Origin of the sequence: Phenylobacterium sp. LjRoot225, assembly GCF_964252855.1 — a bacterium.
Lineage (GTDB): Bacteria > Pseudomonadota > Alphaproteobacteria > Caulobacterales > Caulobacteraceae > Phenylobacterium.
The window spans coordinates 1,143,187-1,169,359 of record NZ_CAXUPL020000001.1 but is presented as its reverse complement, the minus strand read 5'-3'; the positions used below and the strand labels follow the sequence as shown (position 1 = coordinate 1,169,359).

Sequence of the window (26,173 nt, the reverse complement as noted above, 5' to 3'; positions counted from 1 at the left end):
CGCGTCACAAGCCGCCAAGGGCCTTTCCTGCATTCTGAGCCTGCCGGGCCGTTGGCCTTGCCGCCTGCGGCATCGCTCGAGCGCTGTCGCCGACGATGGAGAAGGCCGCCCAGTAGAAGGGATGCGAATAGGCGTCGCGGCGCGCGATGAATACCTGTTGCGCCGCCTTCATCGCCGCGCCCTGGGTGGCCGCCTGCGATTTGAAGAGGGTGCTCATCAAGAGCTCGGTCGCCTTGGAGTCGACCATCCAGTTCGACACCAGCAGATTGCGCGCGCCGGCATAGGTGAAGGTGGCCACCAGGCCGCCGAGCGCCGCCCCGCCGCCGCCCGCGCCGTCGCTCGACTGGCCGGTGTTGCACGCCGAGAGCACGACCAGGTCGGCGTCGAGCTTGAGGCCGGGGATCTCCTTGGCGTCGAGCAGACCGTCGCCGCCCTGCAGGCCCGGCGACGTCACCAGGGATGGCTGCAGGCAGCCGTTGGTCTGGGGCAGCAGGCCATGGGTCGCAAAGTAGAGCACCCGGTACTGGTCGAGGTCATCGCTTCCGCCCATCTGCTTGACCCGGTCGTCGGTGAAGGCCGCACCGAGAATGATGCTCTGCGGTGCGCCGATGGCGTCTGCGACGGCGCTGACCTCCGTCGCCGTCTCCGGCAGCCGGGGCAGCTGCATCAGCTGCCGCCGCATGCCGGCGCAGAAGTCGACGCCCGAGCTGCGGACCCAGGCCGCAGGGGCCGCGACGCTCGCAAACGCCGTCGTGGAATGGGCGTCGATCACCGGATCGGCGAAGCCCAGGAAGGGGCGTGGCGCGTTGGATTCACGTACACGGCGAGCGTTGACGAAGGCGGCGGTGGAGACCGAGACGGAAACCTGAACGCGGTCGGCGAGCCATGATACGCCGTGATACGAAAGCGTGGACTTGGTCCGGACGGCGGTCTGGATGTTGTCGCGCATCACCTGAAGGCTGGCGTCATCCGTCACCAGAGCGCCGATCGGCGCCCCGACGAGGGTGGGATCCGGCTGGTAGATCAGTGTCTGGACGCCGGCGAGCTGGGTCTCCACCGGGCCGAACAGCTTGAGGTAAAGCGCCCGGGCGAGCGCCACGTCATATCGGCCGAGGCGTCCCGTGCCCGCCTCATCGAACGGCTTGCGCAGCCGGGCGGCGAGCTCACGCGCCTGGGCGCGGCTGAGCTCGACGGCGTAGGGCCGGCTCTCCGTCGGCGTGATGAACAGGCCGTAGCCACGGTTCGCCAGGATCAGGATCTTCGCATAGGCCTCGCCCGGCCGCAGCGTGGCCTGCAGGTCCGCCAGGAGCGCATTGGTCTTGAGCGCGGTGCGATATCGGGGATCGGCGGCGAACATCCGCTGCTCGAGGTCGTTGGCCTGCACCCTGAGAGCCTCGATGGCGCTGGCGGACTGCTTGCGCTGGTCGGCGGTCAGCGTGCCGGCCTGCTGGGCCTGGCGCACCTCGAGCAGCTTGTCGTCGATCTGGCGCAGGGTCGCATCCCGGGTCCGGGCGAGGCCGGCGGTCGCGGTGTCGCCGGACGTCAGGCGCTCGGCGAACTGCAGGGCGGCGGCGGCCGTGGACTCGCCCACCAGGGCCTCGGAGCTCTCGAAGAAGCGTCGCACCTCCACTGGATGGGCGGCGGGATTGTCGCCGATGCGATGCAGCAGGATGTCGAAATAGGCGCCGGCGATGTCCGCCGACGGTCCGAGCGATCCACGCTTGTCGCGGAAGATCTGGAAGGCGTTCTCATAGTCCACGAGCGCCTCGTCGTCCTGCCCGGCGGCGGCCTTGGCGCGGGCCAGCTCGATCAGGAAGTGACCCGTGACCAGCGAGGCCGGATCGCGCCCGCTGTAGGCGTCGATGGCGTTCTGCAGGCGTCTCACCGCGGCGCCCGCATCCCCGCGGTTGCGGTCCTGGCGGGCGAGGTCGGCCTGGATGCGCGCGGTGAGCCAGGGCGCGTACTCGCCCAGGCGGCGCCCGCCCCATGTCTGCTCAAGCGTGGCGGCGGCGGCCTGCAGGCTGGCGCGGGCCTCGGTCTCGCGGCGCAGCGCTTCCTGGGAGGTGCCGATCACCTGCAGCGCCTGGGCCTTGCGGATCAGCGCCTGCTGGTGCTCGCCAAGCTGGATGTTCAATCCGCGGCCCTGAGCGTTCAGGGCGGCGGCCGCGGATTTTCCGAACTCGACGTCGCCGTCGCCCGTCCGGCTGATGTCCAGGCCGCTGCTGACGGTCTCGGCTTCACGGATCGCGTTGGCCTGCTGGGCGAGGACGATGGCCTCCTCGAACTTGCGCTGGTTGCGCGCGTGAGCAGCCTTGTCGTTCAACGCGAGCGCGGTCAGGGCGTTTGACCGCGCCTGCTGCACGATCGGATCGGCGGCCTTGAAGTAGGCGTCGGCCTCGACGAAACGCTCGGCGTTCGAGGCGTTCATGGCGACGTTGAGATAGGCCTCGGCCCGGTCCGCCGGACTCATGTCGCCGGAGACCTCCGCCAGGCTGCTGAAGCGCGCCTCGGCCGCGCCGAACCGCCAGGAGTGGGCCTCGCGGTAGGCCGCTTCCCGCTGCTTGTCGACGGAATCGACGCTGGAGTCGGCGGCGGCGTTGAGGCTCTCGATCTCGCCAGTCACCCCGGTCCCGCCCTGGTCGGCGATCGCCGCGGGCGGCTTGCTGCGTCCGGCGGCGACCTGGAGGCCGGAGGCGAGCACGTCCGCCACGCCCGAGAACCCCTCGGCGACGATCAGGCCGCGACCTTCACGGACGCTGAAGACCACATAGCTGGCGCTGGCCGGCCGGCTCTTGCAGCTGAGCGCCGTGGCGCCTGCAACCTTCGGCAGGTCGGCCTTGCTGGACGGATCGCAGGCGGCGCGGGCCGCCAGCGCCTTGCGCCAGTCCGCCTCGCCGGCCTCGCTGTCACGCTGGAGGTAGTAGATGCGGCCAAGCGTCTGGGACCAGCCGCGGCAGCGGACCTGCCACGCCCGCCGTCCGGCGCCCGTCCCCAGGACGTCGTCGAAGTCGCGCACGGCCTGGCAGACCGCGCCGCTGATGCTGCTGCGTCCCAGGTTGAAGTCGTCGCGGGGGGCGGCGGCTTGGGCGGGGCTCGCGGCCAGGACGGCGGCCGCGATCGCGCCGGCGAAACCGCAGACCTTGGGGAACGCCTGGCCGAAGGTCATGGGCGTCATTCCGGATCGCGCCAGATTTCTTCGTTGGTCGCGCTGGCCACGGTGGGATCCTCGGCCACGCCTGCGTCCTGCGGGTCGATCAGCTGCAGCGTGGTCAGACGGTTGGGGGAGAAGCCGGTGTCCGGCGTGCCGCCCTGGGCGCTGCAGGCGCCGGTCTGCAGGATCACGCAGCTGTTCAGCCGGTAATAGGGGTCGGGCCGGTTCAGGTTGATCAGGTTGGTGAGCGCCGCGCTCTCGTTGACCAGCACGACTGAGCCGTTGTTGATCGCGCCCGAGAGCTCGATCAGCTCTGGCCCAACCGCGTTCGCGCCCGGCTCGGTCGTGCCGAGGAAGAGCGGGCCGTTGATGTAGATGCCGGTGCGGGTCAGCGAGGTCGGATTGCTCGTGTCCTGCTGGCCGATCCGACCGGCCCGCAAGGAGAGCGATCCAGCCGTCAACAGCATGAGCGGTCCATTCTCGCCCTGCGGCGCGCTCAGGGCCCTGACCAGCGCCGGCACTTCGTCCGGCGTGGCCGTCGCGAGACGGTCGATGAAGCTCTGATAGCCCATCAATATGCTCTCGCGCGCGTTCAGCTCCACGGCGCCGAAGGCCCTGACGCCCGTGAAGATCCGGCCGTCCGTCGTGGTTGATTGGCCGATGGATCCACCGTCGTCGGCGATGATGCGGATCGAGCGCGGCGTCCAGTTTCCGACCGTGGCGTCGGCGGCGCCGATCCGCAGCAGGGTGCTGTTGGCCGCCTCGGTCGACGGCGCAAAGGCGCGCGTGATCAGCACGTCCGCGTTCGATCCTGCGTAGAGTTCCAGCCGGCTCCGGATGCGCGCCAGGTCCACGGAGAGGGCGCCGATGGCGAGCCCCGCGCCGCGCATGGCGCCGGAGGTGTCGCCGGCGAAGATCTGCACCGTGTCGGCGTCCAGCTTGTTGAACTGCGCATTGGTCAGGATCGCCGCGCCGGCCGGCGCGCTCGCCCCGTCGCCGAGGACCAGGCCGGTGGGCGAGGTGGCCTCGATCCGCACCGTCGAGGCCCGCCAGTCGCCGCCGATGGTCAGCCCGCTCGCTCGGACGAAGATCAGCCTGCCGGCGGTTATCGAGGCCAGCGAGAGCTCGCCCGGGGTTTCGAAGCGCGCGCTGGGGCCGCTGGCCTGGACGGCGCCGCCGACGCTCACCCGGCCGCCGCCACGCACGTCGATGGCGCCGCCCGAGCTGTCGAAGCTGCTCACCTGGTCAAGCGCCGCCGAGTCCGCCGCCCAGCGGATGGCGCCGCTCGCCGCCAGCAGGCGGTCGCCGGCGCCTGCGGCGTCCGCCGGACCCGACGTGAGGCCGCCGCTGACCGTCACGTCCTGCGCCGAGCGAAGGATGATGTCGTCGCCGGCGGCGGCCGACTGCAGGGCGACGCCGCCCGTACGCGCGCGCACCGCCACGTCTCCGGAGGCGGCTTCGACCGCGCCGGCCGTCGCCGAGGCGCCGTCGAGCAGGATGTCGCGGCCGGCGGTGACGGCCGCGACCTGGACTGCGCCGTCGCCGGCGGTCTGCAGCCGCGCGTCGCGCGCGGCCGAGATGGCCCCGCCCACCACGATCGGCCCGTTCGCCGACCGAATGTCCACATCCGAGCCGGCGAGATCGAAGTCGCCGGAGAGGCTGGTGCGATCGGCGCCGAACAGGGCGTCGGCCGCGCCATCGCCGTCCGCCGTTCCCTTGCTGACGAGGGCGCCGGCCGCCTGCACGCCGCCTGCGCCGCGCAGGACGAGATCGTCGCCCGCCGAAGCCCGGTCGAGCGTCACGCCGGCGCCCGTCGAGCGCAGGGCGACATCGCGATCGGCCGCGATCGCGCCGGCTCGCACCGCGCCTGTCGCGTCGATCAGCACGTCGCGCCCGCCCGTCACGCCGGCCAGGGCGATGGCCCCGGTCGATTGGAGGCGCACGTCGGCGCCTGCTGTCGCGTCGGCCCCGACGCTGACGCCGGCGCCGCGGACGTCCAGGGTGTTGCCCGTCAGGTCGAAGTTGCGCCCGGCGACATTGATCGCCCCTTCCACGCTGACGAGCTGGTCGCCGGCGCCCGCAACGTCCGAGCCGCCGTTCGCCGTCAGCGCGCCGAGCGCAGCGAACGCGCCTGCGGCGCGCACGACCAGATCGTCGCCGGCCGCCGCGGAGCCGACGTTCACCCCGCCGTCTCGCCCGCGCAGGGCGATGTCGCCGCCGGCGGCCAGGTCGCCGGCGCGGACCGAGTCGGCCCCGCCGCCGTCCAGCAGGATGTCGCGACCGGCGGTGACCGCTGCGACGTGCACCCCGCCGGAGCCGACGGTCTGGACGCGGACGTCGACGCTCGCGGCGGCTGCGCCCGAGAGCGTCACGCCGCCGCTGCTGGTCTTGACGTCGATGTTGGCGCCGCTCAGGCCGAAGTCCGCCGACAGGCGGCTGCGGTCGGCGCTGAAGATGAGGTCGCCGACGCCCTCGCTCTCGCCTGCGCCCGCGGCCGAGAGCGTCCCGGCGGCGCTGATGTCGCCGGCGGCGCGCAGCACGATGTCGTCGCCGGCGCTGGCCTGGTCCAGGGCGACGCCCGCGCCGCTGGAGCGCACGCCGACGTCGCCGCCGGCGCTCAGGCGGCCCATGCTGATCGCGCCGCCGGCGTCGGCCAGCACGTCAGCCTCGGTGGCGGCGACATCGCCTGTGGCGATCGCCCCGGCCGCCTGGAAGCGGGCGTCGGACCCGGCGGTCGAGACGCCGGTGACCGCGATTGTCCCGGCCTTCAGGTCGATGTCGCCGCCGCTCAGGCCATAGCTTTGACCCGCGAGCGCAACCGCGTCGGCGCCAGCCAACAGGTCGCCGGCCTGGTCCGCGGCGGCGGAGTCGGCGCCGGCGGCGCTCAGAGCGCCGTCGACCTGGATCGCCTGCTCGCCGCGCAGGACGACGTCGTCGCCTGCCGCCGCGCTGGCGATGACGAGGTCCGACGTCGCGCCTGTCGAGCGGATCCCGACATCGCGCCCGGCGCTAAGTCGGCCCATGCTGATCGCGCCGCCGGCGTCGGCCAGCACGTCGGCCTCGGCAGCGGCGACATCGCCCGTGGTGATCGCCCTGTCCGCCTGGAAGCGGGCGTCGGACCCGGCGGTCGAGACGCCGTTGACCACGATCGTCCCGGCCTTCAGGTCGATATCGCCGCCGCTCAGGCCATAGCTCTGACCCGCGAGCGCAACCGCGTCGGCGCCAGCCATCAGGTCGCCGGCCTGGTCGCCGGCCTGGTCGGCGGTGGCGGCATCGGCGCCCCCGGCGCTCAGAGCGCCGTCGACCTGGACCGCTTGCACGCTGCGCAGGACCACGTCGTCGCCGGCCGCTGCGCTGGCGATGACCACGTCCGACGTCGCGCCGGTCGAGCGGATCCCGACATCGCGACCGGCGCTGAGGCGGCCCATGCTGATCGCGCCGCCTGCGTCGGCCAGCACGTCAGCCTCGGTGGCGGCGACATCGCCTGTGGCGATCGCCCCAGCCGCCTGGAAGCGGGCGTCGGACATGGCGGTCGAGCCGCCAGCGACCGCGATCGCCCTAGCCTTCAGGTCGATATCGCCGCCGGTCACGCCGTAGCTGTGGCCCTGCAGCGTGATCGCATCGGCCCCGGCCATCAGATCGCCGGCTTGGTCGGCGGCGGCGGAATCCGCGCCCGAGCCAGCGCTCAGGGCGCCGTTGACCCGGATCGCATGCTCGCCGCGCAGGACCACATCGTCGCCGGCCGTCGCGCTGGCGATGGCGACATCGGAAATGGCGCCGGTGGAGCGCACGCCCACGTCGCGTCCGGCGCTCAGCGCGCCCGTTCCGACGGCGCCGCCGGCGTCGATCAGGACGTCGCCCACGGCGGCGGTGACAGCGCCGGTCGTCACGCCGGCTGAGGCCTGCAAGCGTGCGCTCGATGCGGCCGTCGTCGAGCCGCTGATGTTGATGTCCTGGCCCTTTACGTCGACGCTGCCGACCACGGTGGCGACATCGTAGCGATGGCCGGAGAGCGTCAGCGCGCCGCCCTTGCTTGCGAGCACCAGCTGGTCGGCCCCGCCGCCCGGGCCGGTGCCCAAGCCGGAGCCGGCGCTGATGGTTCCGCTCACGGCGACCGAGCGCGCCGCCCGGATCGCCACGTCGTCGGTCGCAGAAAGCGCGCCCAGGGCTGCGCCGCCGTTGCGGCTCCACACCGCCACGTCGCCGCCGGCGGTCAGGCCGCCCGTCGTGATCGTCGCGATCGGTCCGGAATCTGCGCCGAAGGCCTGGAGGCGAACGTCGCCGGTCGTCGCCGTGGCCAGCCCGCCGAGGCGGATCGTATCGCCGGGGCCCTGGGCCAGCGAAGAGCCGGATTGAATGCGGACGGAGCCGGCGGCGGCGACGGCCCCATCCAGGTCGACGCCGCGCCCGACGACGACCACGTCGCCGGCGCCGCTGATGAACGGCCGGCTCGCGTCGTCCAGGTCGAGATAGCGGATGTAGGCGGCGAGGCGCTCGGCTGCGCCGTCGCTCGTGTCGCCGGTCGAGTCCGGCTGGAATTGCGGGTAGCTGTGGTGCGCCGTGACCGGCCCCAGGACATGGTTGCGACCCCAGACGCTGTACATGACCACATGGCGCCCGGCGGCAGCCGAGCCGATCGTGGCGCCCAGGCCATGGGAGAGCGGATCGGTCTCGGTGGTCTCGTCGAGGCCCCGGGCGAGAACCGCGACGTCCTGTCCGGCCTTGAGCGCGCCCGCATCGACGCCGCGGCGGGAGTCGATCTGGATATCGCGCGTCGCGGTGACGTCGCCCACCAGGATGGAGGCGGCGAGCCCCGCCGTCGCCAGGCTCTGGCCTCCGCTGCGCAGCCGCACGTCGGACGGCGTCGTGTCGCGCAACGTCGCCGCATCGGGATTGTCGCCGCCCGGCTGCTGCACCCCGGCGACGATGGCGCCGGTGACCTTGATGGCCTGCGCCTGGATGTCGACGTCATGGCCCTTCAGCACGAAGTCGGTCGTCGAGGCGGGGTCGAAGTCCGGGAAGTTGGCGCCGGCCACGACGCCGTCGGCCGCGCCGCCCGGATCGTCCGTCCGCGTCACCCCCGGCATGTCACGGCCGGACTTGACGTCGCCGGTGACCGTGACCCTGCCATAGAGGGCGCGGATGGCGACATCGTCACCGGCGGAGACAGACGCCAGGGTGACGCCGCCGTCGGCGGAGGCGACGCCGACGTCCGCGCCGGCGGTCAGGGGGCCCGCGGTGATCGAGCCGCCGTCGCCCGCCGTCCCTGCGCCGAGATCGGTGTCGCGCAGCAGAATGTCCTTGGCGGCGGTCACAGCGCTCACGCTCAGCATGCCGTGGCTCGCGGTCACCTTGACGCCGCCATTGGCGGCGACCAGCGGGCCGCTGATGTTCACCGAGCGGCCGCTCAGGACCAGGTCGCCGGTCGTCGTGGCCGCGCCCGCGCCCGTGATGTCGCCGGCGGTGGCGGCCAGGGTCAGGGACGTCGGCGACGTCAGGGTGGCGAAGCTGACGGCCGCGCCAGTGACCGAGACGCCGCCCGAGCCGCCATCCAGCGGGCCGTCCAATGTCAGCGCGCTGGCGTCCACCACGTCGACGCCGCCGGCGCCGGTGTTGGTCACCGATCCCAGACGGCTGAAGGTGTTCGCCTTGTCGAGGGAGAACCCGCCCGCCGAAGCGCCGGTGATCGTCCCGGTGCTGACGACGCCCCCGCTCTGAAGGATCGCCCCACCGGCGACCAAGGTGGTGGTCCGGCCGGCGCCGGTCGTGACGTTGGCGCCGAGCGTAAGCGCGCCGCCCCCCGTGGTCGTCAGCGCGATGTCGCCGCTCGTCGCGGTCAGCGCGCCCGAGACGGTCAGCGCGCCGCCGCCCTGGGCCGTGATGGAGAGATTGCGCGACGCGGTGAGCGCGCCAGCCGTCAACGCGCCGCCGGTGTCGACGATCGTCAGGTCGCGCCCGGGCGAGGCCGCCAGCGCCGCGCCGACGAAGTCCTGCGCCGTGACCGCATAGTCGCGGCCGGCCGAGACGGCCCCGGCGACGCCGAGCGCGCCGGAGGCGGTCAGGCCGGCGTCCTGGCCGGCGGACACCGACCCCAGGCTGGCGCCACCGCCGGTCGCCTTGACGACGAGATCGCGTCCCGCAGTCGCCGCGCCGTTGAGGACGATGGTCGCCCCCGTCAGCTTCAGGTCTCCGCTCGCCGCCGCGCCGGACGCGCCGGTCAGCGCGCCGCTGGTCGCATCCAGCGTCAGGTTCTGCTCGGCATTCAGGGAGGTGAAGGTCAGGCCCGCGCCGGAGAGGCTGATGGACTTGCCGGCCACCGGGCCGTCGATCGTCAATGCGTCGGCGTCGACGATGCTGATGGATTGGCCCGGCGCGCTGGTCGCGCCGAGGTGGCTGAAATGGTTCGCCTGCGTCAGGCTGATCGCGCCGCCAGCTTCGGCCAGCAGCACGCCGGTCTTGATCGCGCCGCCGCTCTGCGAGATCGCGCCGGCCGCGCTCAGCGAGACCTGGGCGCTCGACGCGGTCGAGATCCCGCTGGTCAGCGAGAGCGCGCCCGCGCTGGTATGCAAGGCGACGTCGCCGGCCGTGGCCCTGACGCCCGCCACCCCATCCACCGCGCCGATCGACAGCGTCCGGGAATTGGTGAAGTCGAGGCCGCCGCTGGCGATCGAGGCGGCCAGGGTGCTGATGCGATTGGTCGCTGCAAAGGTCGCCGTTCCCGCGCGGACAGCAAGTCGCGTCCCGCTCGAGCCCGCAGTCCCGACGGCGCCGTTGAAGCTCGCCGCGCCGGAGCCGACATCGGCCGACAGGATGGCGTCTTTCGCCATGGCCACGGCCTGGAAGGTCGCGCCGCCGGCGGTGATCCTGCGCGTGCCGGAACCGGTCAGAGCCGCGGCGCTCAGGAAGTCCACCTCGTTCAGAGCCGAGATGTCGCCCTTCAGCGCGATCGGGCCGCCGCCGGCGAAGCTGGCCGACTTCAGGCGGCCGCTGTGGCCGATCCCGCCCAGCGTGAGCGTCGATCCGGCGGTGATGGCGAGGTCGTTGAGGTCCGCCGTCGCGCCGCTGATGTCGCCGGCCTCGAAGGCGCCGCCCGCGGAGAAGACCACAGCGCCGGCCCCGCCGAGGCTGACGCCGTGAAGCGTGACGTCGCCGGTCGCGGTGATCGCCGCCCCCTTGAACAGCAGCGGGCCGGCGCCGACCGTCAGGCTCGCCAGCGGCGTCGTCGCGCCGATGTCGTCGGCGATGGTGGTCTGGCCGGGCGTGCTGATCGTCAGGTCGCCTGGGCCATCCACCGTCGAGGTCAGCGACACCTGGCCGCCGGCTGTGAGGGTGGACCCGCCGGCGCCGACGACGACCGGGCCCTGGAGCGTCAGCTTGCCCGCCGCCGTGGCGGCGGAAACTGCGATCGAGCTTCCCTGGACGGTCAGGTCGCCGGCGGTCGCGGTAAGCACGCCGGCGTCGACCTCGCCGGTCGCCGTCAGGCTGACGGCGCCGCCTTTCGCCGTCTCGACGGTCAGCGTGGCGCTTGACGACAGGACGATGTCGCCCCCGAGGGCGACCTCCGCCGTATCCGCCGGCGTCACGTCGCCCATGCTGATCAGGGCGGCGCTGCCCTGGATCGCCGCCATCGCGCCGGAAAGGTCGCCGGAGCCGAGAAAGGCGCCTTCGTTCAGCGTCCCGTTGCTCATCAGCACGCCGCCGGCGGCCGAGATATTCCCGCCGTTCACCAGCACGCCGCCCGGCGAGAGAAACCACAGGGCGCCGCCGCCGGTGACCGAGCCCTCGATGACCATCCTGGAGGTTGCGCGGTTCACCGCGATGTCGCCGGCGCTCATCCCACCGAAGGCGACGGTCGAGGCGCTGCCGACGTTGAAGCTGTCCCAGGTGATGATCGAGCGGCTGGAGCGGACATCGACTGTCAGCAGGTTCGGCGCGGTGGTGAAGCCGGGGGCGGCTCCCACGCCGGAGCCGCCCGGGCCCAGGGCCCCAAACGCCGTCGTCGCGCTCGCGGCGTCCGGCAAGGCGCTGGGCGGAAGGATCGCGCCGGCCAGCGCCGGTTGCACGAACAGCGCCGCCGCCCCGCAGATCGCAGAGCCGCCCAGCAGCCGGCCGCGCTTACGAGAGGGGAGCGGGAGCGGGGGATGCGTCATCAGCGGACCATGACCAGCTGGACGATGATCCGATTGCTCGGCTTCTTCGGTTGGTTGGGAAAGGGCCTGTCGAAAGGATGGGCCCAGGCAAGGTGCGCCCGCACAGCGTAGGGACTACGCACGTCGACGCCGACGCCGGCGGATCGCAGCGTGCGGCTTCGCGAGCCAGGATCGAGGTTCTCGACCCGCGAGGCGTCGCAGTAGGCGAAGGGCGTGACCCCCCAGTTGTCGCCGAAGCGCAGCTCCTGCGGGCTTAGCTTCAACTCCCCCGCCACGACCCGCTCGCCCGAAAGCACCGCCGGCTCATAGCCGCGGCCGATGCTCAGGTCGCCCACCGCAAGCTCCTCGTAGGAGAGCAGCGGCTTGCCCGCGTATTGCGCCTGAAGTCTCAGCCCGAGGACGCCGAGGCGGTTGGCGATCTGGTTGTCGCTCTCCAGGCGGACCACCCAGGCGTCGGGTCGCCCCTCGATCCGCGAGAGATCGGCGTCGCCCGTCTTGCTGGCGCCCAGGCCGGAAAGACCCTTGCGCAACTGCAGGTTCGCCTTGCCCGAGGCGAACGCACGGTCCGCGAACAGCGGCTGCTGGTACTCGCCGGCCAGGCTCGCCCAGGCGACCCGCAGCTTGTCGTTGGCCAGCAGGCCGCCGCCGGGGAACTTGGTCTTCTGTTCGACCAGGTCGAAGCCGGCGCCGGCGTTCAGCGTCGCTCGCTTGAGCTTGACGATCGGGTATTGGATTTCGGGCGTGAAGATGAGGGAGTCGCCCTGCAGCGAGAGCGGCTTCAGCACGTCGCCGGGATGGGATTGGCCGTAGGCGAGCGCGACGCGGCCGAGCAGGCCGGAGGTTCCGAACCGGGCTTCCTCGATCACCTGGACGATCCACTGCTCGTCCTGGGGCAGGGAGCGATAGGCGATCAGGGTCGTGCGCTCGCCAAAGCGCGTAAAGCTGTTCAGGTCCACGCGCGCCAGCGCGCTCCAGGGGCCGAGGGCGTCCGAGCCCGAATTCTGGACGGCGCCGACGGCGTCGTAGGCCCTGCGGCTCACCTGCACGTCGAGGTCGATCGCGCCGCGTCCTTCCGAAGACGGACGCAAGGCGGCGCTGATCCGCACCCCCGGCACGTCGTTGGCGAGCAGGAGATAACGCTGCGCGGTCCGCAGGTCGAAGGGGGCGAGGCCGCGGAGCTTGTCGAGGTAGGCTTCGACCTTGTCCTGGGCGGGGCCGATGTCGCCCCGCACGCGGACGGAGACGATCCGAGCTTCGACCACCACCAGCTTCAGACGCCCGCCCGAGATGGTCTGGGCCGGGGCCTCGACGCGCGCCAAAAGCCCTCGCCGGAAGAGGGCCAGGGCGAGTCGGTCGCGGATCTGGCAGATCACCGAGACGGGGACTATCGAGCCGATCAGGTCCTGGTAGGCGGGCGTGAGCCTGCCAGGCGAAACGGTCGCCCCGGCGATCTCGACGCTCTCCAGCCTGAAGGTGACCTTGGAGCCGGCCAATGGACAGGGCAGGGCGGCAGGCGCGGAGAACAGGTCCCTGGAGCGGGTCTGCGGCGCGGGCGCCTGGCGTTCCGGATCGAGCTGTTCGCGCGACGGTTGGCGGACGCCGGACGGAAGGGGACCGGGCGGCGTCTGCGCCCGCGCAGGTTCCACGAATGTCGTCGCGCCGATCGCCGTCATGGCTCCCAGCGCTGCAAACGTGCGGCCCCCAACGCCCCCCAATTCCGCCCCTAGCCTCGTCTGAAAGACCCGCCTGCGCCCCAACGGCCGCAGGCTAGCCCGCGCGTTTGACTTCCACACGGCGGTTGGCCGCCGCCCCGGGGTCCGACGGGACGGCCAGATCCCGCGACCCGACGCCGCGGGCTTCCAGCCTGGCCGCCTCCACGCCTTGCTGCACGAGGAAGGCCTTGACCGCCTCGGCGCGCGCCAGGGACAGCTTTCGGTTCAGCTCGGTCGAACCGGTCGCGTCGGTGTGCCCGACGATCTGGAAGACGCCGCCGACGAGGCGCGGGTCGTTCAGCGCCTGGGCGAAGTTGCGGGCGTTCGCCGCGCCCTCCGCGGTCAGCTCGGCCGAGCCGCGCCGGAAGGTGAGCCGCAAATCGGCCGCCGAAACCCGCGCGGGGCCGAGGGAGGCCACACGGGCGCCGGGCGCGCGGGCGGTGCGTGGCCCGGACTTGGCCGTCGGGGCCGCGGGCGTCAGCGGCCGCGCCGCACCCGGCGTCGCCAGGCTGAAGCCGCGGAGATGCTCGACCTGGCCCTCGCAGGTCGGGCAGTCGAGGTTCATCAACGCATCCGCGTAGTCGCTGGCGGTGGGGTTCGAGGTCGCCGGACCGGCGACGGCCGTCGGCGAGACCGGCGAGGGCTGGGCCAGAGCGGCGCCCGTGTAGCCGACGCACCCCGCCAATATCAGCGCGCCTAGCGTCCTCATGTCTTAACCCCCAAGTGGTAAACCTTACTATGCGATAACCAATGGGTGTAAAATTGCAAGCTTAAGGTATGAGAACGTCAGCGAATTCAGCATTTTGGCGTGTAACATAGTAAATTGTGACGTTTCATGCCGAGAAACTCTCCATCGAACCCAGATGAAGTCGCTGAGTGCTGGTGCTCCGGAGACCGTCGTGCACAGTCGAGGCGAACGTCTCGCTCCGTCGCCGATGGCGTTTGAGCCTTCTCTGTCGCTGTGAGGTTTGGAGGTGGCCGACGCGGGGCGGTGGCGAGCTTCCGTGCGTCCAGCTGACGGTCGCGCGTCGACGCCCCACGAGGGCAAGAGATTCTCAGACAGCGGCCGAATTCAGCTGGGCGATAGAAGCGGTCCGCTGCTCTAAGCAACCGCGCAGGTCGAGCCGCCAAGTGTTGGAAGAAGCGGGGAAAAGAATGGTGGATGCGACAGGGATTGAACCTGTGACCCCCTCGGTGTGAACGAGGTGCTCTGCCGCTGAGCTACGCATCCGCCGGCGCGGTCGGTCTGGCCGCCGCGAGGGAGGCGCATATAGCCTGGAGACTTATTCGCCGCAAGCGCCCAACAGCCTCGCGCAGCCTTCGACGAGTTCATCGAAGTGGTCGATGAGGAGGTCGGCGCCGAGGTCGCGGGCGGGGACCTCGGTGTAGCCGAAGCTGACGAGGATCAGCGGGGCGCCTGCGGCGCGTGCGGCGCCGGCGTCGGTGCTCGCGTCGCCGACCAGGATGGCCTTCTCCATGGTCCCGCCGGCGGCGGCCACGGCGGTGGTGAGGTGGCGGGGGTCCGGCTTGCAGGCGGGCGTCGCGTCGGCGCCGATCACCGCGTCGAAGCGGCGCGTCAGGTCGAGCGCGTCGAGCAGGGCCAGGGAGAGGCCGGTGAGCTTGTTGGTGCAGACCGCCAGCCTGGCGCCCTCGGCCCTGAGCAGGTCGAGCGCGGCCTCGACGCCGGGGAAGGGCCGGCTCTCGTCGGCGATGTGGTCGAGGTAATGGGCGATGAAGCGGTCGAACAGCTCCGGCGCGCGGGCCTCCTCCAGGGTCGCGCCGGCGGCCTGGAAGCCGCGCTCGAGCATCCATTTCGCGCCGCGGCCGATGAAGGGCCGGGCCTCGCTGAGCGGAAACGGCGGCAGCCCCTCCTGCGCCAGCAGCACGTTCAGCGTGCCGATCAGGTCAGGGGCCGTGTCGACCAGGGTGCCGTCGAGATCGAAGGCGATGGTCGCGCCCCTGAGAGAGGAGGGGGGAAGAGAGGAGGGTGGTTTCGCCATGCTTTCGCGCTAGCCGCCGCAAGGATGCGGCGCAAGCCTTCTCGCGCACGGCCGAAAGGCTTGGTAAGGCTCGGCCGACCTTGCGCCTGAATCGCGGCGCCTGACTCGCCCGGAGGCTTGCCGCCATGACCGCCCGCGCCGCCGTGATCCTCGCCGCCGGCCAGGGAACGCGGATGAAGTCCGCGACGCCCAAGGTGTTGCACAAGGTGGGCGGCCGCACCCTGCTGGACCGGGTGATCGACACCGTCGAACAGATCGGCTGCGAGCGCGTGGTCGTCGTCGTCGGGACCCATAGCCCGGCGGTGCGCGACCTGGTGGAACGGCGGCTGGGCGCAGGCGCGGTCGCCGTGCAGGATCCGCCGCTCGGCACCGGCCATGCGGTGATGGCCGCAGGCCCGGCCCTGGAGGGGTTCGAGGGCGACGTCCTCGTCACCAACGCCGACTGTCCGCTGCTGCTGCCGGCGGACCTCGAGCCGCTGTTCTCTATGCGCGCGGACGGCGTTCACCTGGCGCTGCTCGGCTTCGAGCCGGCCGACGCCCTGCTCTATGGGCGGCTGATCCGCGGCGCCGAGGGCCAGGTGCTGAAGATCGCCGAGCCCAGGGACGCCAGCCCCGAGGAGCTGGCGGCCCGGTCCTGCTACGCCGGCATGCTGGCGGCGGAGAAGAACGTCCTGATGGGCTGGCTCGGCCGCACCGGCAACAACAACGCCAAGGGCGAGTACTATCTGACCGAGATCGTCTCCCTGGCGGTCGGCGACGGCCTGGCCGTTCGCGCGCACATCGCGCCGGAGAGCGCGGTGATGGGCTGCGACACCCCCATGCAGCTGGCGGCGGCCGAGGCGGTCTTCCAGCAGCGGGCGCGGGCCCAGGCCCTGGCCGACGGCGTCGCCCTGCAGGCGCCGGAGACCGTCCACTTCGCCTACGACACCCGGCTCGCCGCCGGCGTCACGGTGGAGCCCTTCGTGGTCTTCTTGCCCGGAGTCGCGGTGGAGACCGGCGCGGTGATCCGCTCCTTCAGCCATCTGGAAGGGGCGACCGTGCGGGCGGGCGCGAGCATCGGCCCCTACGCACGGCTGCGGCCCGGGGCGGACATCGGCGAAGAGGCCCACATCGGCAACTTCGTCGAGGTGAAGAAGGTGACGCTCGGCAAGGGCGCCAAGGCCAACCATCTGAGCTATCTCGGCGACGGCACGGTGGGGGCGGGCGCGAACATCGGCGCCGGCACCATCTTCTGCAACTACGACGGCTTCGACAAATACGAGACCCATGTGGGCGAGGGGGCTTTCATCGGCTCCGACACCGCCCTGGTGGCGCCGGTCAGGGTGGGGGCGGGCGCCTTCACGGGCACCGGCTCGGTGATCACCCAGGACGTGCCGGACGATGCGCTGGCCCTGGCCCGGGGTCTGCAGGTGGCCAAGCCCGGCTGGGCCGCCAAGTTCCGCGAACGCAAACGGGCCGAGAAGGCCGCACGTTTGAAGAAGTGATGGGGAAAGACGTGAGCGACGCCGACAGTCAGAAGCGCGCCGCCGGCGAGGCCGCCGCGGCCCTCGTCGAGAACGGCATGGTGGTGGGCCTGGGCACCGGGTCGACCGCCGCCTGGTTCGTGAAGGCCCTGGGGGCGCGGAAGCTGGACGTCACCTGCGTCTGTACCTCGCAGGCCACGGCCGACCTCGCGCTCAGCCTCGGCCTGAGGCTGGGCGAGCTGGGCGAGACCGCCGAGATCGACCTGACCGTCGACGGCGCCGACGAGATCGGTCCGGGGCTTTCGCTGATCAAGGGCGGCGGCGCGGCCCTGCTGCGCGAGAAGCTGGTCTGGGAGGCCTCCAAGCGCTGCGTGGTGATCGCCGACGCCGCCAAGCGCGTGGCGGTGCTGGGCAAGTTCCCGCTGCCGATCGAGGTGGTGGCTTTCGGGCACAAGACCACGGCGCTTCGGATCTGCGACGCCCTGGTCGAATGCGACATCGGCGCGGCGCCGCGCCTGAGGATGAAAGACGGCCAGCCGGTGCGAACCGACGGCGGCAACCTCATCTATGACGCAGCCTGCGGACGGATCGCGGAGCCGGCCCTGCTCGCCGAGGCGCTGAAGAGCGTCACCGGCGTGGTCGACCACGGCCTGTTCCTCGACCTCGCCGACCAGGCGCTGATCGGCGCGCCCGAGGGCGTGCTCACCTTCGAGCCCTAAGGAGCCCGCCTTGGCCAAGTACGACTGCGACCTCTTCGTCCTCGGAGCGGGCTCCGGCGGGGTGCGCGCCGCGCGGCTCGCGGCCATGTCCGGGGCCAAGGTGCTGGTGGCCGAGGAGCACCGGGTCGGGGGCACCTGCGTGATCCGCGGCTGCGTACCCAAGAAGTTCATGGTCTACGCCTCGGAGTTCGCCCATCACTTCAAGATGGCCGAGGGCTATGGCTGGACCGTCGGCGAGAGCCGCTTCGACTGGCCGGGCTTCATCGCCGAAAAGGACAAGGAGATCGCCCGGCTCTCGGGGATCTATGTCCGCAACCTGCAGAACGCCGGCGCCGAGCTGGTGCATGGCAAGGCCCGGCTGGTCGACGCCCACACCGTCGAGGTCGAGGGACATGGGACGGTGACCGCCGACAAGATCCTGGTCGCCGTCGGCGCCCGGCCCTGGATGCCGGCCGAGCTGCCCGGCGTCGAGCACGCCATCTCCTCCAACGAGGCCTTCCACCTGCCGGAGCTGCCGAAGCGGATCGTCATCGCCGGCGGCGGCTATATCGCGCTTGAGTTCGCCGGCATCTTCAACGGCCTGGGCGTCGACACCACCCTGGTGCACCGCGGCCCCAACGTGCTGCGCGGCTTCGACGACGACGTCCGCGCCCATATCTCCGACGAGATGGAAAAGCGCGGGATCAAGGTGATCCTGGCGACTCAGCACGCGGCGATCGAGAAGACCGCAACCGGCTTCGTCAGCCGCTTCACCAACGGCCATCACTGCGAGAGCGACGTGGTGATGTTCGCCCTGGGCCGCGAGCCCTATGTCGAGGGGCTGGGCCTCGAGGCTGCGGGCGTCAAGCTGGCCGAGAACGGCGCGGTGGTGGTCGACGACTATTCGCGCACCAACGTCGAGAACATCTGGGCCGTCGGCGACGTCACCAACCGCATCAACCTGACGCCGGTGGCGATCCGCGAGGGCCATGCCTTCGCCGACACTGTCTTCAACGACCGGCCGACGAAGTTCGATCACGAGATGGTCGCCTCGGCGGTCTTCTCGCAGCCGCCGATCGGCTCGGTGGGCCTCTCCGAGGCCGACGCCCGCCACAAGCTGGGCAAGGTCGACATCTATCTCGCCCGCTTCAGGCCGATGAAGTACGCGTTCACCTCGAGCGCCGAACGCTCGCTGGTGAAGCTGGTGGTCGAGGCCGCGACCGAGAAGGTGGTCGGCTGCCATGTGGTGGGGCCGGACTCGCCGGAGATCATCCAGCTGGCCGCCGTGGCCATGAAGATGGGCGTCACCAAGAGCCAGTGGGACTCCACCTGCGCGGTGCACCCGACGCTGGCCGAGGAACTGGTCACCCTGCGCGAGAAGTACACGCCGCAAGGTTTGGGCCAGGCGGCGTGACGACGACGCTTGCGAGCGCCCCGCAGCTGGAGCGTGCGGCCCCCGAAAGCCCGACCGGCGGGCGTCTGGCGACCTGGTGCGGCTGGGTCATGGTCGGCGCCGCCGGCCTGACGCCGCTGCTCGCCTGGCTCTCGCCGCTCGGCTTTGCGCCGCTGCTCGCCTTGATGGGCCTCCTGTGCCTGCCGGCCTTCCGCATGACGGACGAGGATCGGCCGCTGGCGATCGTGCTCCTGGGCGCCCTGGTCTGGGCCGCGGTCTCCTCGACCTGGAGCCCCTTCCAGCCCAAGCCCGGCGGACACAGCGTCGTGCTGGAGGTCGCGCTCGGCCTGCCGCTGTTCTGGAGCGCGATCTGCGGCGCGCGCCGCGCCGATCCCCGCCTCAACACGCTGGCGCTGAACGTGCTGGCCTGGGGCGTAGCCCTGGTGGGCGCAGTCATGGTGGTCGAGAGCTTCACCGGCGCCGCCCTCTACCGCCGCCTGCACGAGGCCTATTACCAGCCGATCCGCATCGACCTTGCCCAGACCAACGTCGCCCATTCCTGCTTCGTCCTGGCCATCCTCTGGCCGGCCGTCCTGGTCGGCGGCCTGCGCCGGGCGTGGCAGATTCCGCTGCTGTTGACGGCGGTCGCGGGAACCGTGCTGGCGGCGCACACCTTCCTCGCCGACGCCCCGGTTCTCGCCCTGCCGCTGTCGGCGGTGGCCATGCTCGTCGTCTGGCTCGCGCCCAGGGTTGGGCCGCTGCTGATGGCGGGCGGGGCGGCGGCCATCGGCTTCCTGATGCCGGCCCTGGTCTGGGCTGTCCGCGCCACCGGCGACTATGGCCGGCTCGAACAGGACGTGCAGCTCTCCTGGTCCGCGCGGATGAGCTACTGGAGCCGCACCCTCGACTGGATCGAGGCGCAGCCGGTTCGCGGCTGGGGCGTCGACGCCAGCCGCGCTATGGGGCCCGGGATCCAGCTTCATCCTCATAATGGCGCCTTGCAGGTCTGGCTGGAGCTGGGCCTGATCGGCGCGGTCGCGGCGGCGGCCTTCTGGGGGCTAAGCCTGATGCGGCTCTCGCGGGGCGCGTCCAACCTCGGAATGGCTGGGGTCGCCGGCTCAACGGCGGCCTACATCATGTTCGCCTGGGTCAACTTCGGCCTCTGGCAGCAGTGGTGGCTGGCGCTCGGCGCCCTGATATCTGTCCTGGCGGCCATGCTGGAAAATCGTGTGGCTATCCCGAAGTCGACCTGACCGGCCTATCGGAGTAGAAGGCCCGCTCGCCCCGCGGCCCCGCGCGGGGGCTGGAGCCTGTTCGAGACGACGATGGAACACTGGACGCCCGCTTCCTGGAGAGCGAAGCCCGCCAAGCACCTGCCCACGGACTATCCCGATCTGGCCGAGGTGGCGAAGGTCGAGCAGATGCTCCGGGCCATGCCGCCCCTGGTCTTCGCCGGCGAAGCGCGCCGTCTGAAGAGCCTCTTGGGCGATGTCGCCCAGGGTCGCGCCTTCCTGCTGCAGGGCGGCGACTGCGCCGAGAGCTTCAAGGAATTCCACGCCGACAACATCCGCGACACCTTCCGCCTGATCCTGCAGATGGCGGTGGTGCTGACCTTCGCAGGTGGAAAACCTGTCGTGAAGGTGGGCCGGATGGCCGGCCAGTTCGCCAAGCCGCGCTCGGCGCCGATCGAGACGCAAGGCGAGACGACCCTGCCGTCCTACCGCGGCGACATCATCAACGGCATGGACTTCAGCGCGGAGGCCCGCACGCCGGACCCGAGCCGGCTGATGCAGGCCTACGGCCAGTCCGCGGCGACGCTGAACCTGCTGCGCGCGTTTGCGACCGGCGGCTACGCCGACCTGCACAACATCCATCGCTGGACCCTGGGCTTCGTCGCCGGCTCGCCGCAGGGCGCGGCCTACGAGGAGCTGTCCAAGCGGATCAGCGAATCGCTGGCCTTCATGGAGGCCATCGGCGTCACGCCGGAGAGCCATCCCAGCCTGCACCAGGTGGAGTTCTTCACCAGCCACGAGGGCCTGCTGCTGGGCGTCGAGGAGGCGATGACCCGCGTCGATTCCACCTCGGGCGAGTGGTACGACACCTCCGCCCACCTGCTGTGGATCGGCGAGCGCACGCGCGAGCTGGACGGCGCCCACGTGGAGTTCTTCCGCGGCATCCGCAACCCGATCGGGGTGAAGTGCGGGCCGACCATGGAAGGCGACGACATCCTGCGCCTGATGGACGTGCTCAATCCCAAGGACGAGCCCGGCCGCTTGACCCTCTACGGCCGCTTCGGCGCGGACAAGATCGCCGATCGACTGCCGAAGCTGCTGCGCGCCACCAAGGCCGACGGCCGCAGCCTCGTCTGGGCGATCGATCCCATGCACGGGAACACGCTGACGGCAGCCAACGGCTACAAGACCCGGCCGTTCGACCGCATCCTCTCTGAGGTGAAGAGCTTCGTGGAGATCTGCAAGGCCGAGGGCGTGCACCCCGGCGGCGTGCACCTGGAGATGACCGGCCAGAACGTCACCGAATGCCTGGGCGGGGCGCGCGCGCTGACCGAGGGCGATCTGGCGGACCGCTACCACACCCATTGCGACCCGCGCCTGAACGGCGAGCAGGCGCTGGAACTGGCGTTCCTGGTGGCCGAAAAGCTCAAGCACGAACAGGGCGAGCCGGCGCAGCGCGCGGTCGGCTAGGCAAGATCCTCTCCCCACAAATGGGGAGAGGGGCCTTGCGGCGCAGCTTCGCAACCCCAATGTCCCCCGCCTCTTTGACAACCCGGCAGCGCGTCCATGGACCGTCCCACGGCCCAAACGGTCTCCGTCGCCGGAGGCCGACATGATCCCGTCCGCATCGAACTCGCCCAGCTGCTGAAGCTGGCGGGGCCCGTGGTGATGGCCCGGCTCGGCATCATGACGATGGGGCTGAGCGACGCCATCGTCGTCGGCCGCTATTCGGCGGCGGAGCTCGGCTATCACGCCCTGGGCTGGGCGCCGACCAATGTGGTCATCACCATGGTGGTGGGCCTGCTGAGCGGGGTCCAGGTGATGACCTCGCGCGCCGTCGGCGAGGGCCGGCCCCAGGAGGCGGGCGCGGTGCTGCGGCGCGGCCTGGTCTACGCCTTCTGGGTCGGCCTGGCCTCGACGGCGGCGCTGCTGCTGGCCGGACCGGCCTTCCTGCATGCGATCGGCCTGGGCCAGGAGCTCGCCGACGGGGCGACGCCGCCGCTGCTGATCTTCTCCCTGTCGCTGCTGCCCTATGCGGTGAGCGTCGCTGCCAGCTTCTGGCTCGAAGGCCTCTCGCGCCCGGGCCCCACGGTCTGGGCCATGTGGGTCGCCAACGCCTTCAACCTGGCCCTCGACCTGCTGCTGGTCCCGGGAACCTTCGGCTTGCCGGCGATGGGTGCGGTGGGCGGGGCCTTCGCCACCCTGGGCGCGCGCACGGCGCTCTGCATCTTCACGCTGATCTACATCGCCCGGATGCGGGAGGCCGAGGCGCTGGGGGTCTTCGCGCGGCCGCCGCGCGACCGGGCGGCCGAGGCCGAGCAGCGCCGGATCGGCTTCGGCGCAGGCCTGTCGAACGCCTTCGAGGTCACCGCCTTCAACAGCCTCAACATCATCGCCGGCTGGATCGGCGCCCTGGCGGTGGCCGGCTGGGCGATCGTGCTGAACGTCACGGCGGTGATCTTCATGGCGCCGCTAGGCCTGGCGACCGCCGCGGCGGTTCGGGTCGGGGCGGCTTACGGCGCGCGAGATCCGGCCGGCGTGCGGCGCGCCGCGGGCGTCGCGATCGGGGTGACCAGCCTCTACGGCGTGCTGCTGTCGCTGGTCGTCTGGCCGCTCGCCGGGCCGATCGTCGGCCTCTACACCAGCGACGCCGAGACCCTGGCGATGTCGGGCGCCGGCCTGGTGCTGGCCTGCCTGATGTTCCTGCCGGACGGGCTGCAGGTGGTCACAGCCCAGGTGCTGCGCGCCCGCGGCGACGTCTGGGTTCCAACCGGCACGCACCTGATGAGCTATATCCTCGTCATGGCGCCGCTGGCCTGGCTCCTGGCCATACCGCTGAAGATGGGCGTGCAGGGCATGGTCTGGGCCATCGTGATCGCCAGCGTGATCTCGTGCGCCCTGTTGCTGGCGCGGCTGTGGGCGCTCGGCCGGCGCGACGCCTGAGCCGCCGGTTTTTGCGCTAGGCGCCGGCCCCCAGGATCCAGCCTTCCTCGCGTTCGGCGTCGAGCACCACGTCCGCCGGCGTGCCGGCCGGCGGCGCGAACAGGGCGCCGAGCTTGTTGGCCTCGTCTAGCTTGGCGAAATGCTCCGCCGCAGCGCGGACTTGCGCCAGATCCTTCACCTCGCCGGGCGCGACCTGGACCTTCAGCAGCGAGGGATAGACCTCGGCCACCACCACCTCGACGCCCGCGAGCGAGTCTTCGGTCAGCGCGTGGAATCCGGTCTCGAACGGCCAGGCCTTCACCCCTTCGCCGCGGGCGAGTTTCAGGCGGCGCACCGCCGGGATGCCGAGGATCGACTGACCGCCGACCGAGCCGTTGTAATAGAGCTTCCAGATCGAGGCCGCGCCCTTGGCCGCGAGGTCGGCGTGGCGAAACTCCGGCAGGTCGTCGGGTCCGTGGGCGCGGACGCGCTTGGGCTGCAGCGTGGTCAGGGCGTCCTTCGGCGGGCAACCCCAGAAGGGAAAGGGACCGCCGGTGATGCGCCGGTTGATCTCGGCGCCGACGCCGAAGCGGTTGTTGGTGTTGTCGGCCTTGTCCTTGGCCATCTTGTCGATCTGGTCCCAGACCGCGCGCCAGGGCGGATCGCCGCCCAGCTTCAGCGCCGCGGCGAAGCCGCGCGGGAACCCCAGCGAGAAGTCGAAGCCGAGCAGGGCGCGCTCGCCGCGCTTCTTCAGGTCGTCGAGGATGATCGCCAGCCGTTTCTCGGCGTCGGCGCGGGTCGGCGGATTGTAGCTCTCGAACGCCATGCGGAAGCGCACGTCGCGCTTGAGGACGCCGATCCAGATGGAGTCAGCGCCGGCGGTCGGCTTGGAGGCTGCGCTCCAGTCGACGATGATGAAGGCGCTGAACAGGCGCGGCACGAGAGGCTCCGATCGAGGTGAAGGATGGGTTCTACCCTGCAGGCGGGGGCAGGGGAATTGCCTTCGGGTGGCGCCGGCCGCTTTGACCTGCTAGGCGCACCGGCGCGATCCGGAGTGTACCATGGCTGAGTCATTGCGAGGCGGCGTCATCGGCGCGGGCGTTTTCGGGGGCTATCACGCGCGCCAGTACGCCAAGCAGGACGGGGTGGTGCTGTCGGCGGTGCTGGACACCCATCCGGAGCGTGCGGCCCTGGTGGCCATGCCGCTCGGCGGACGCGCCTTCCACGAGATCGACGCCTTCCTGGAGGCTGTGGACGTGGTCACGGTCGCCTCGCCGGGCACGCGGCATGCGGAACATGCGCTCGCCGCCCTGGCCGCCGGCAAGCCGGTCTATGTCGAAAAACCGATCGCCGTGGTTATGGCGGAGGCTGAGAAGATCCGCGCGGCGGCGGAGGCCGGCGGCCTGATCGTCGCCTGCGGCCATCAGGAGCGGGTGGTGTTCCGCGCCATGGGCCTGTTGGACGTGCCCGAGCAGCCGCTGCGCCTGGAGGCCCTGCGCCATGGCCCGCCCTCGGCGCGCAGCCAGGACGTCTCGGCGGTGCTCGACCTGATGGTGCACGACATCGACCTGGCGCTGTCGCTCTCCGCCGCCCAACCGAACGGCCGCGACGGCCGGTTCAGCGCCTCGGGCGGCTGGGATGAGATCCAGGCGGAAATCGGCTTCGACGACGGCTTCACCGCCGTCTTCGACGTCTCGCGCCAGGCGCCGGCGCGCAAGCGGACCATGCGGGTGGTCTTCCCCTCCGGCGAGGTGGAGATCGACTTCCTGGCCCGCACCTTTCGCAACACCACGCCCTTCGTGCTGAACCCGGACTTCGCCGACACGCCGGCGGGCCGCGATCCGCTGGGCGCCAGCGTGGCGAGTTTCCTGATGGCGGTGCGCGGCGAGGCGCCCCGGCCGGTGGTCGACGCCGACGAAGCTATCCGCGCCCTCGACCTGGCGCTGGCCGTCGAGCAGGCGATCAACTAGGGAGCGACCGGCCCTTCGGCGCGGCCAGGGGGCGGTCGAGCATCTGCAGCAGCAGGACGTCCCAGCCGTAGACGTCCGGGCGGAAGGCGATGTGGTCGCCCTGCGGGAAGGCGGTCAGGTAGATCAACCGCACCGGCGTCTTGTGGGTCAGCTGGATGTGGGTCGTCTCGCCCGACGCAATGACCTCGTCGACGCGCTGCGGCGACCAGCCCGGCTCGTTGGAGAGCAGGAGCTTGGCGAAGTCCACCGCCTGGGCCAGCCGCACGCAGCCGTGGCTGACCGCTCGCTGGGTGCTGGAGAAGGCGGCCTTGGCGGGGGTGTCGTGCATATAGACGGCGTAGGGATTGTCGAAGTCGAACTTCACCAGCCCGAGGGCGGCTTCGGGCCCGGGCTGCTGCACCAGACGGCCGTCCTTCGTCACGAAGCCCTTGGCCCGCAGATAGGCCTGGCCCTTGGGGATGATCTCCTCCTGGGCAATCCCCTCGGGAACGTTCCACGGCGGGTTCAGCACGATGCGGTCGACGGCCGAGGCTAGCATCGGCGTCTCGTCGCCCGGCTTTCCGGAGGTGGCGAGCATGTGGACGACGAGCTTGCCGTCTGCGAAATAGTCCATCTGGGCGGCCGGGATGTTGACGTCGATGCGTGTCGGCGGGTCCTGTCGCGGCAGCCAGCGCAGCCGCTCCAGGCTGGCGCGGATCTGGGCGGCGCGGCCGGCCGCAGGCACGTTCAGCTGCTCTATCGTCGGGGCGTCCAGCTGGCCGGTCGCGCCCAGGCCGTGGGCGGCCTGGAAGCGCTGCAAGGCTGCGACCAGCTCGCCGTCGCCCAGACCCGCGGCCGGACGCGCGGCGAGTTGCGGATCCTCGAAGGCGAGGCGCTGACGCAACGCCGCGGCCTGGGTCGGGTCGGCGCCCGGTTGCGGCGAGGTCACGACCACCATCGGCCAACCGCCGCCGGCCTGGATCTTCAGATAGGCGACATAGGCCTTCTGCAGCGCCTGATATTCGGCCGAGGCGGGCGGTTGCGCGTCCAGCCAGGTCTGGAGCCTTCCGTCCTGCAGGGCCTGGGTGAGGCTGGCCTCGGCATCGTAGGCCGCGGGCTTCAGGCTCCAATCCTTTGGAAAGGCCCGGCTCGGAACGGTCAGGCCGTGCTGGGCGCGGGCGTAGTCCACCAGGGCGGCGCGCAACTCGCGTGCGCCTTCGGCCTTGTCGCGGCCGTTTGTCGAGGCCAGCAGCGTCTCGATCCTGTCGACGTGGAAGCGGTCCGCCGGAATGCCATGCGCCGGGGCGGTCTTCAGCGTCTCCAGCGCTAGGGCGGCGGTCTTGCCGGCAAGGACATCGGGTCTCTGGCAGGCGCCGAGCGCCAGCAGGCCGGTCATCGCCAGCGCCAGGCCGGCAAGGTGATACGAGCGGAAACGCGCCATCGGCGGCCGCCGAACGACAGAGGCAAGCAAGGTCATGGGGGCGCAACGCGCGAGCGCGGCCA

14 protein-coding genes and 1 tRNA gene are annotated in these 26,173 nt (G+C 71.4%); 7 read left to right on the top strand and 8 right to left on the bottom strand.

The annotated features are described in order from the left end of the window. Positions 1–4 precede the first annotated feature (4 nt). The 6 genes from ACSQ2B_RS05645 to gph all read right to left on the bottom strand — a co-directional run bounded on the left by ACSQ2B_RS05645 (position 5) and on the right by gph (position 15,013). Positions 5–3,175 carry a CHAT domain-containing protein gene (locus tag ACSQ2B_RS05645; protein ID WP_436048086.1) on the bottom strand — a complete coding sequence of 1,057 codons (3,171 nt, stop codon included), beginning with the start codon at positions 3,173–3,175 and terminating at the stop codon, positions 5–7. Next, the gene (locus tag ACSQ2B_RS05640) at positions 3,172–11,301 is read right to left on the bottom strand and encodes a beta strand repeat-containing protein (RefSeq protein ID WP_436048084.1); all 8,130 of its coding nucleotides are present in this window, start codon (positions 11,299–11,301) and stop codon (positions 3,172–3,174) included. Before ACSQ2B_RS05640 ends, ACSQ2B_RS05645 begins: the two co-directional genes overlap by 4 nt. Next, positions 11,301–12,974, bottom strand: a complete 1,674-nt coding sequence (locus ACSQ2B_RS05635) for a ShlB/FhaC/HecB family hemolysin secretion/activation protein (RefSeq protein ID WP_436048083.1) — start codon at positions 12,972–12,974, stop codon at positions 11,301–11,303. Before ACSQ2B_RS05635 ends, ACSQ2B_RS05640 begins: the two co-directional genes overlap by 1 nt. Positions 12,975–13,068: 94 nt before the next feature. Continuing rightward, on the bottom strand, positions 13,069–13,722 hold the full coding sequence (locus tag ACSQ2B_RS05630; protein WP_436048081.1) for an OmpA family protein: 654 nt from the start codon (positions 13,720–13,722) through the stop codon (positions 13,069–13,071). A 447-nt stretch (positions 13,723–14,169) separates the two neighbouring features. Next, a tRNA-Val gene (locus ACSQ2B_RS05625) sits at positions 14,170–14,244 on the bottom strand. A gap of 52 nt (positions 14,245–14,296) precedes the next feature. After that, positions 14,297–15,013 (bottom strand): phosphoglycolate phosphatase, encoded by a 717-nt coding sequence (gene gph / locus ACSQ2B_RS05620; protein WP_436048079.1) that lies wholly within the window; start codon positions 15,011–15,013, stop codon positions 14,297–14,299. A gap of 125 nt (positions 15,014–15,138) precedes the next feature. Here gph and glmU point away from each other — a divergent pair, with 125 nt between their 5' ends. From glmU to ACSQ2B_RS05590, 6 genes are all read left to right on the top strand, one after another. After that, entirely contained in the window at positions 15,139–16,497 is a 1,359-nt protein-coding gene (glmU, locus tag ACSQ2B_RS05615; RefSeq protein WP_436048078.1) for a bifunctional UDP-N-acetylglucosamine diphosphorylase/glucosamine-1-phosphate N-acetyltransferase GlmU, read from the top strand. A gap of 11 nt (positions 16,498–16,508) precedes the next feature. After that, entirely contained in the window at positions 16,509–17,195 is a 687-nt protein-coding gene (gene rpiA, locus ACSQ2B_RS05610; RefSeq protein ID WP_436048077.1) for a ribose-5-phosphate isomerase RpiA, read from the top strand. 10 nt (positions 17,196–17,205) lie between these two features. Further along, positions 17,206–18,588 (top strand): glutathione-disulfide reductase, encoded by a 1,383-nt coding sequence (gor, locus tag ACSQ2B_RS05605; RefSeq protein ID WP_436048076.1) that lies wholly within the window; start codon positions 17,206–17,208, stop codon positions 18,586–18,588. Further along, positions 18,585–19,820, top strand: a complete 1,236-nt coding sequence (locus ACSQ2B_RS05600) for an O-antigen ligase family protein (protein ID WP_436048075.1) — start codon at positions 18,585–18,587, stop codon at positions 19,818–19,820. Before gor ends, ACSQ2B_RS05600 begins: the two co-directional genes overlap by 4 nt. Positions 19,821–19,892: 72 nt before the next feature. Then, the gene (locus tag ACSQ2B_RS05595) at positions 19,893–21,269 is read left to right on the top strand and encodes a class II 3-deoxy-7-phosphoheptulonate synthase (RefSeq protein ID WP_436048074.1); all 1,377 of its coding nucleotides are present in this window, start codon (positions 19,893–19,895) and stop codon (positions 21,267–21,269) included. Between the two features lie 96 nt (positions 21,270–21,365). Beyond that, positions 21,366–22,742: an MATE family efflux transporter gene (locus ACSQ2B_RS05590; RefSeq protein WP_436048073.1), complete on the top strand. Its 1,377-nt coding sequence runs from the start codon at positions 21,366–21,368 to the stop codon at positions 22,740–22,742. Between the two features lie 16 nt (positions 22,743–22,758). Here the strand turns inward: ACSQ2B_RS05590 and ACSQ2B_RS05585 are convergent, their stop codons facing one another. Next, positions 22,759–23,661 carry a cobalamin biosynthesis protein CbiG gene (locus ACSQ2B_RS05585; protein ID WP_436048071.1) on the bottom strand — a complete coding sequence of 301 codons (903 nt, stop codon included), beginning with the start codon at positions 23,659–23,661 and terminating at the stop codon, positions 22,759–22,761. A gap of 121 nt (positions 23,662–23,782) precedes the next feature. Between ACSQ2B_RS05585 and ACSQ2B_RS05580 the strand changes: the two genes are divergently transcribed. Then, the gene (locus ACSQ2B_RS05580) at positions 23,783–24,691 is read left to right on the top strand and encodes a Gfo/Idh/MocA family protein (protein ID WP_436048069.1); all 909 of its coding nucleotides are present in this window, start codon (positions 23,783–23,785) and stop codon (positions 24,689–24,691) included. Here the strand turns inward: ACSQ2B_RS05580 and ACSQ2B_RS05575 are convergent. Next, positions 24,684–26,111: a L,D-transpeptidase family protein gene (locus ACSQ2B_RS05575; RefSeq protein ID WP_436048067.1), complete on the bottom strand. Its 1,428-nt coding sequence runs from the start codon at positions 26,109–26,111 to the stop codon at positions 24,684–24,686. The genes ACSQ2B_RS05580 and ACSQ2B_RS05575 overlap by 8 nt on opposite strands. Positions 26,112–26,173: the final 62 nt, after the last annotated feature.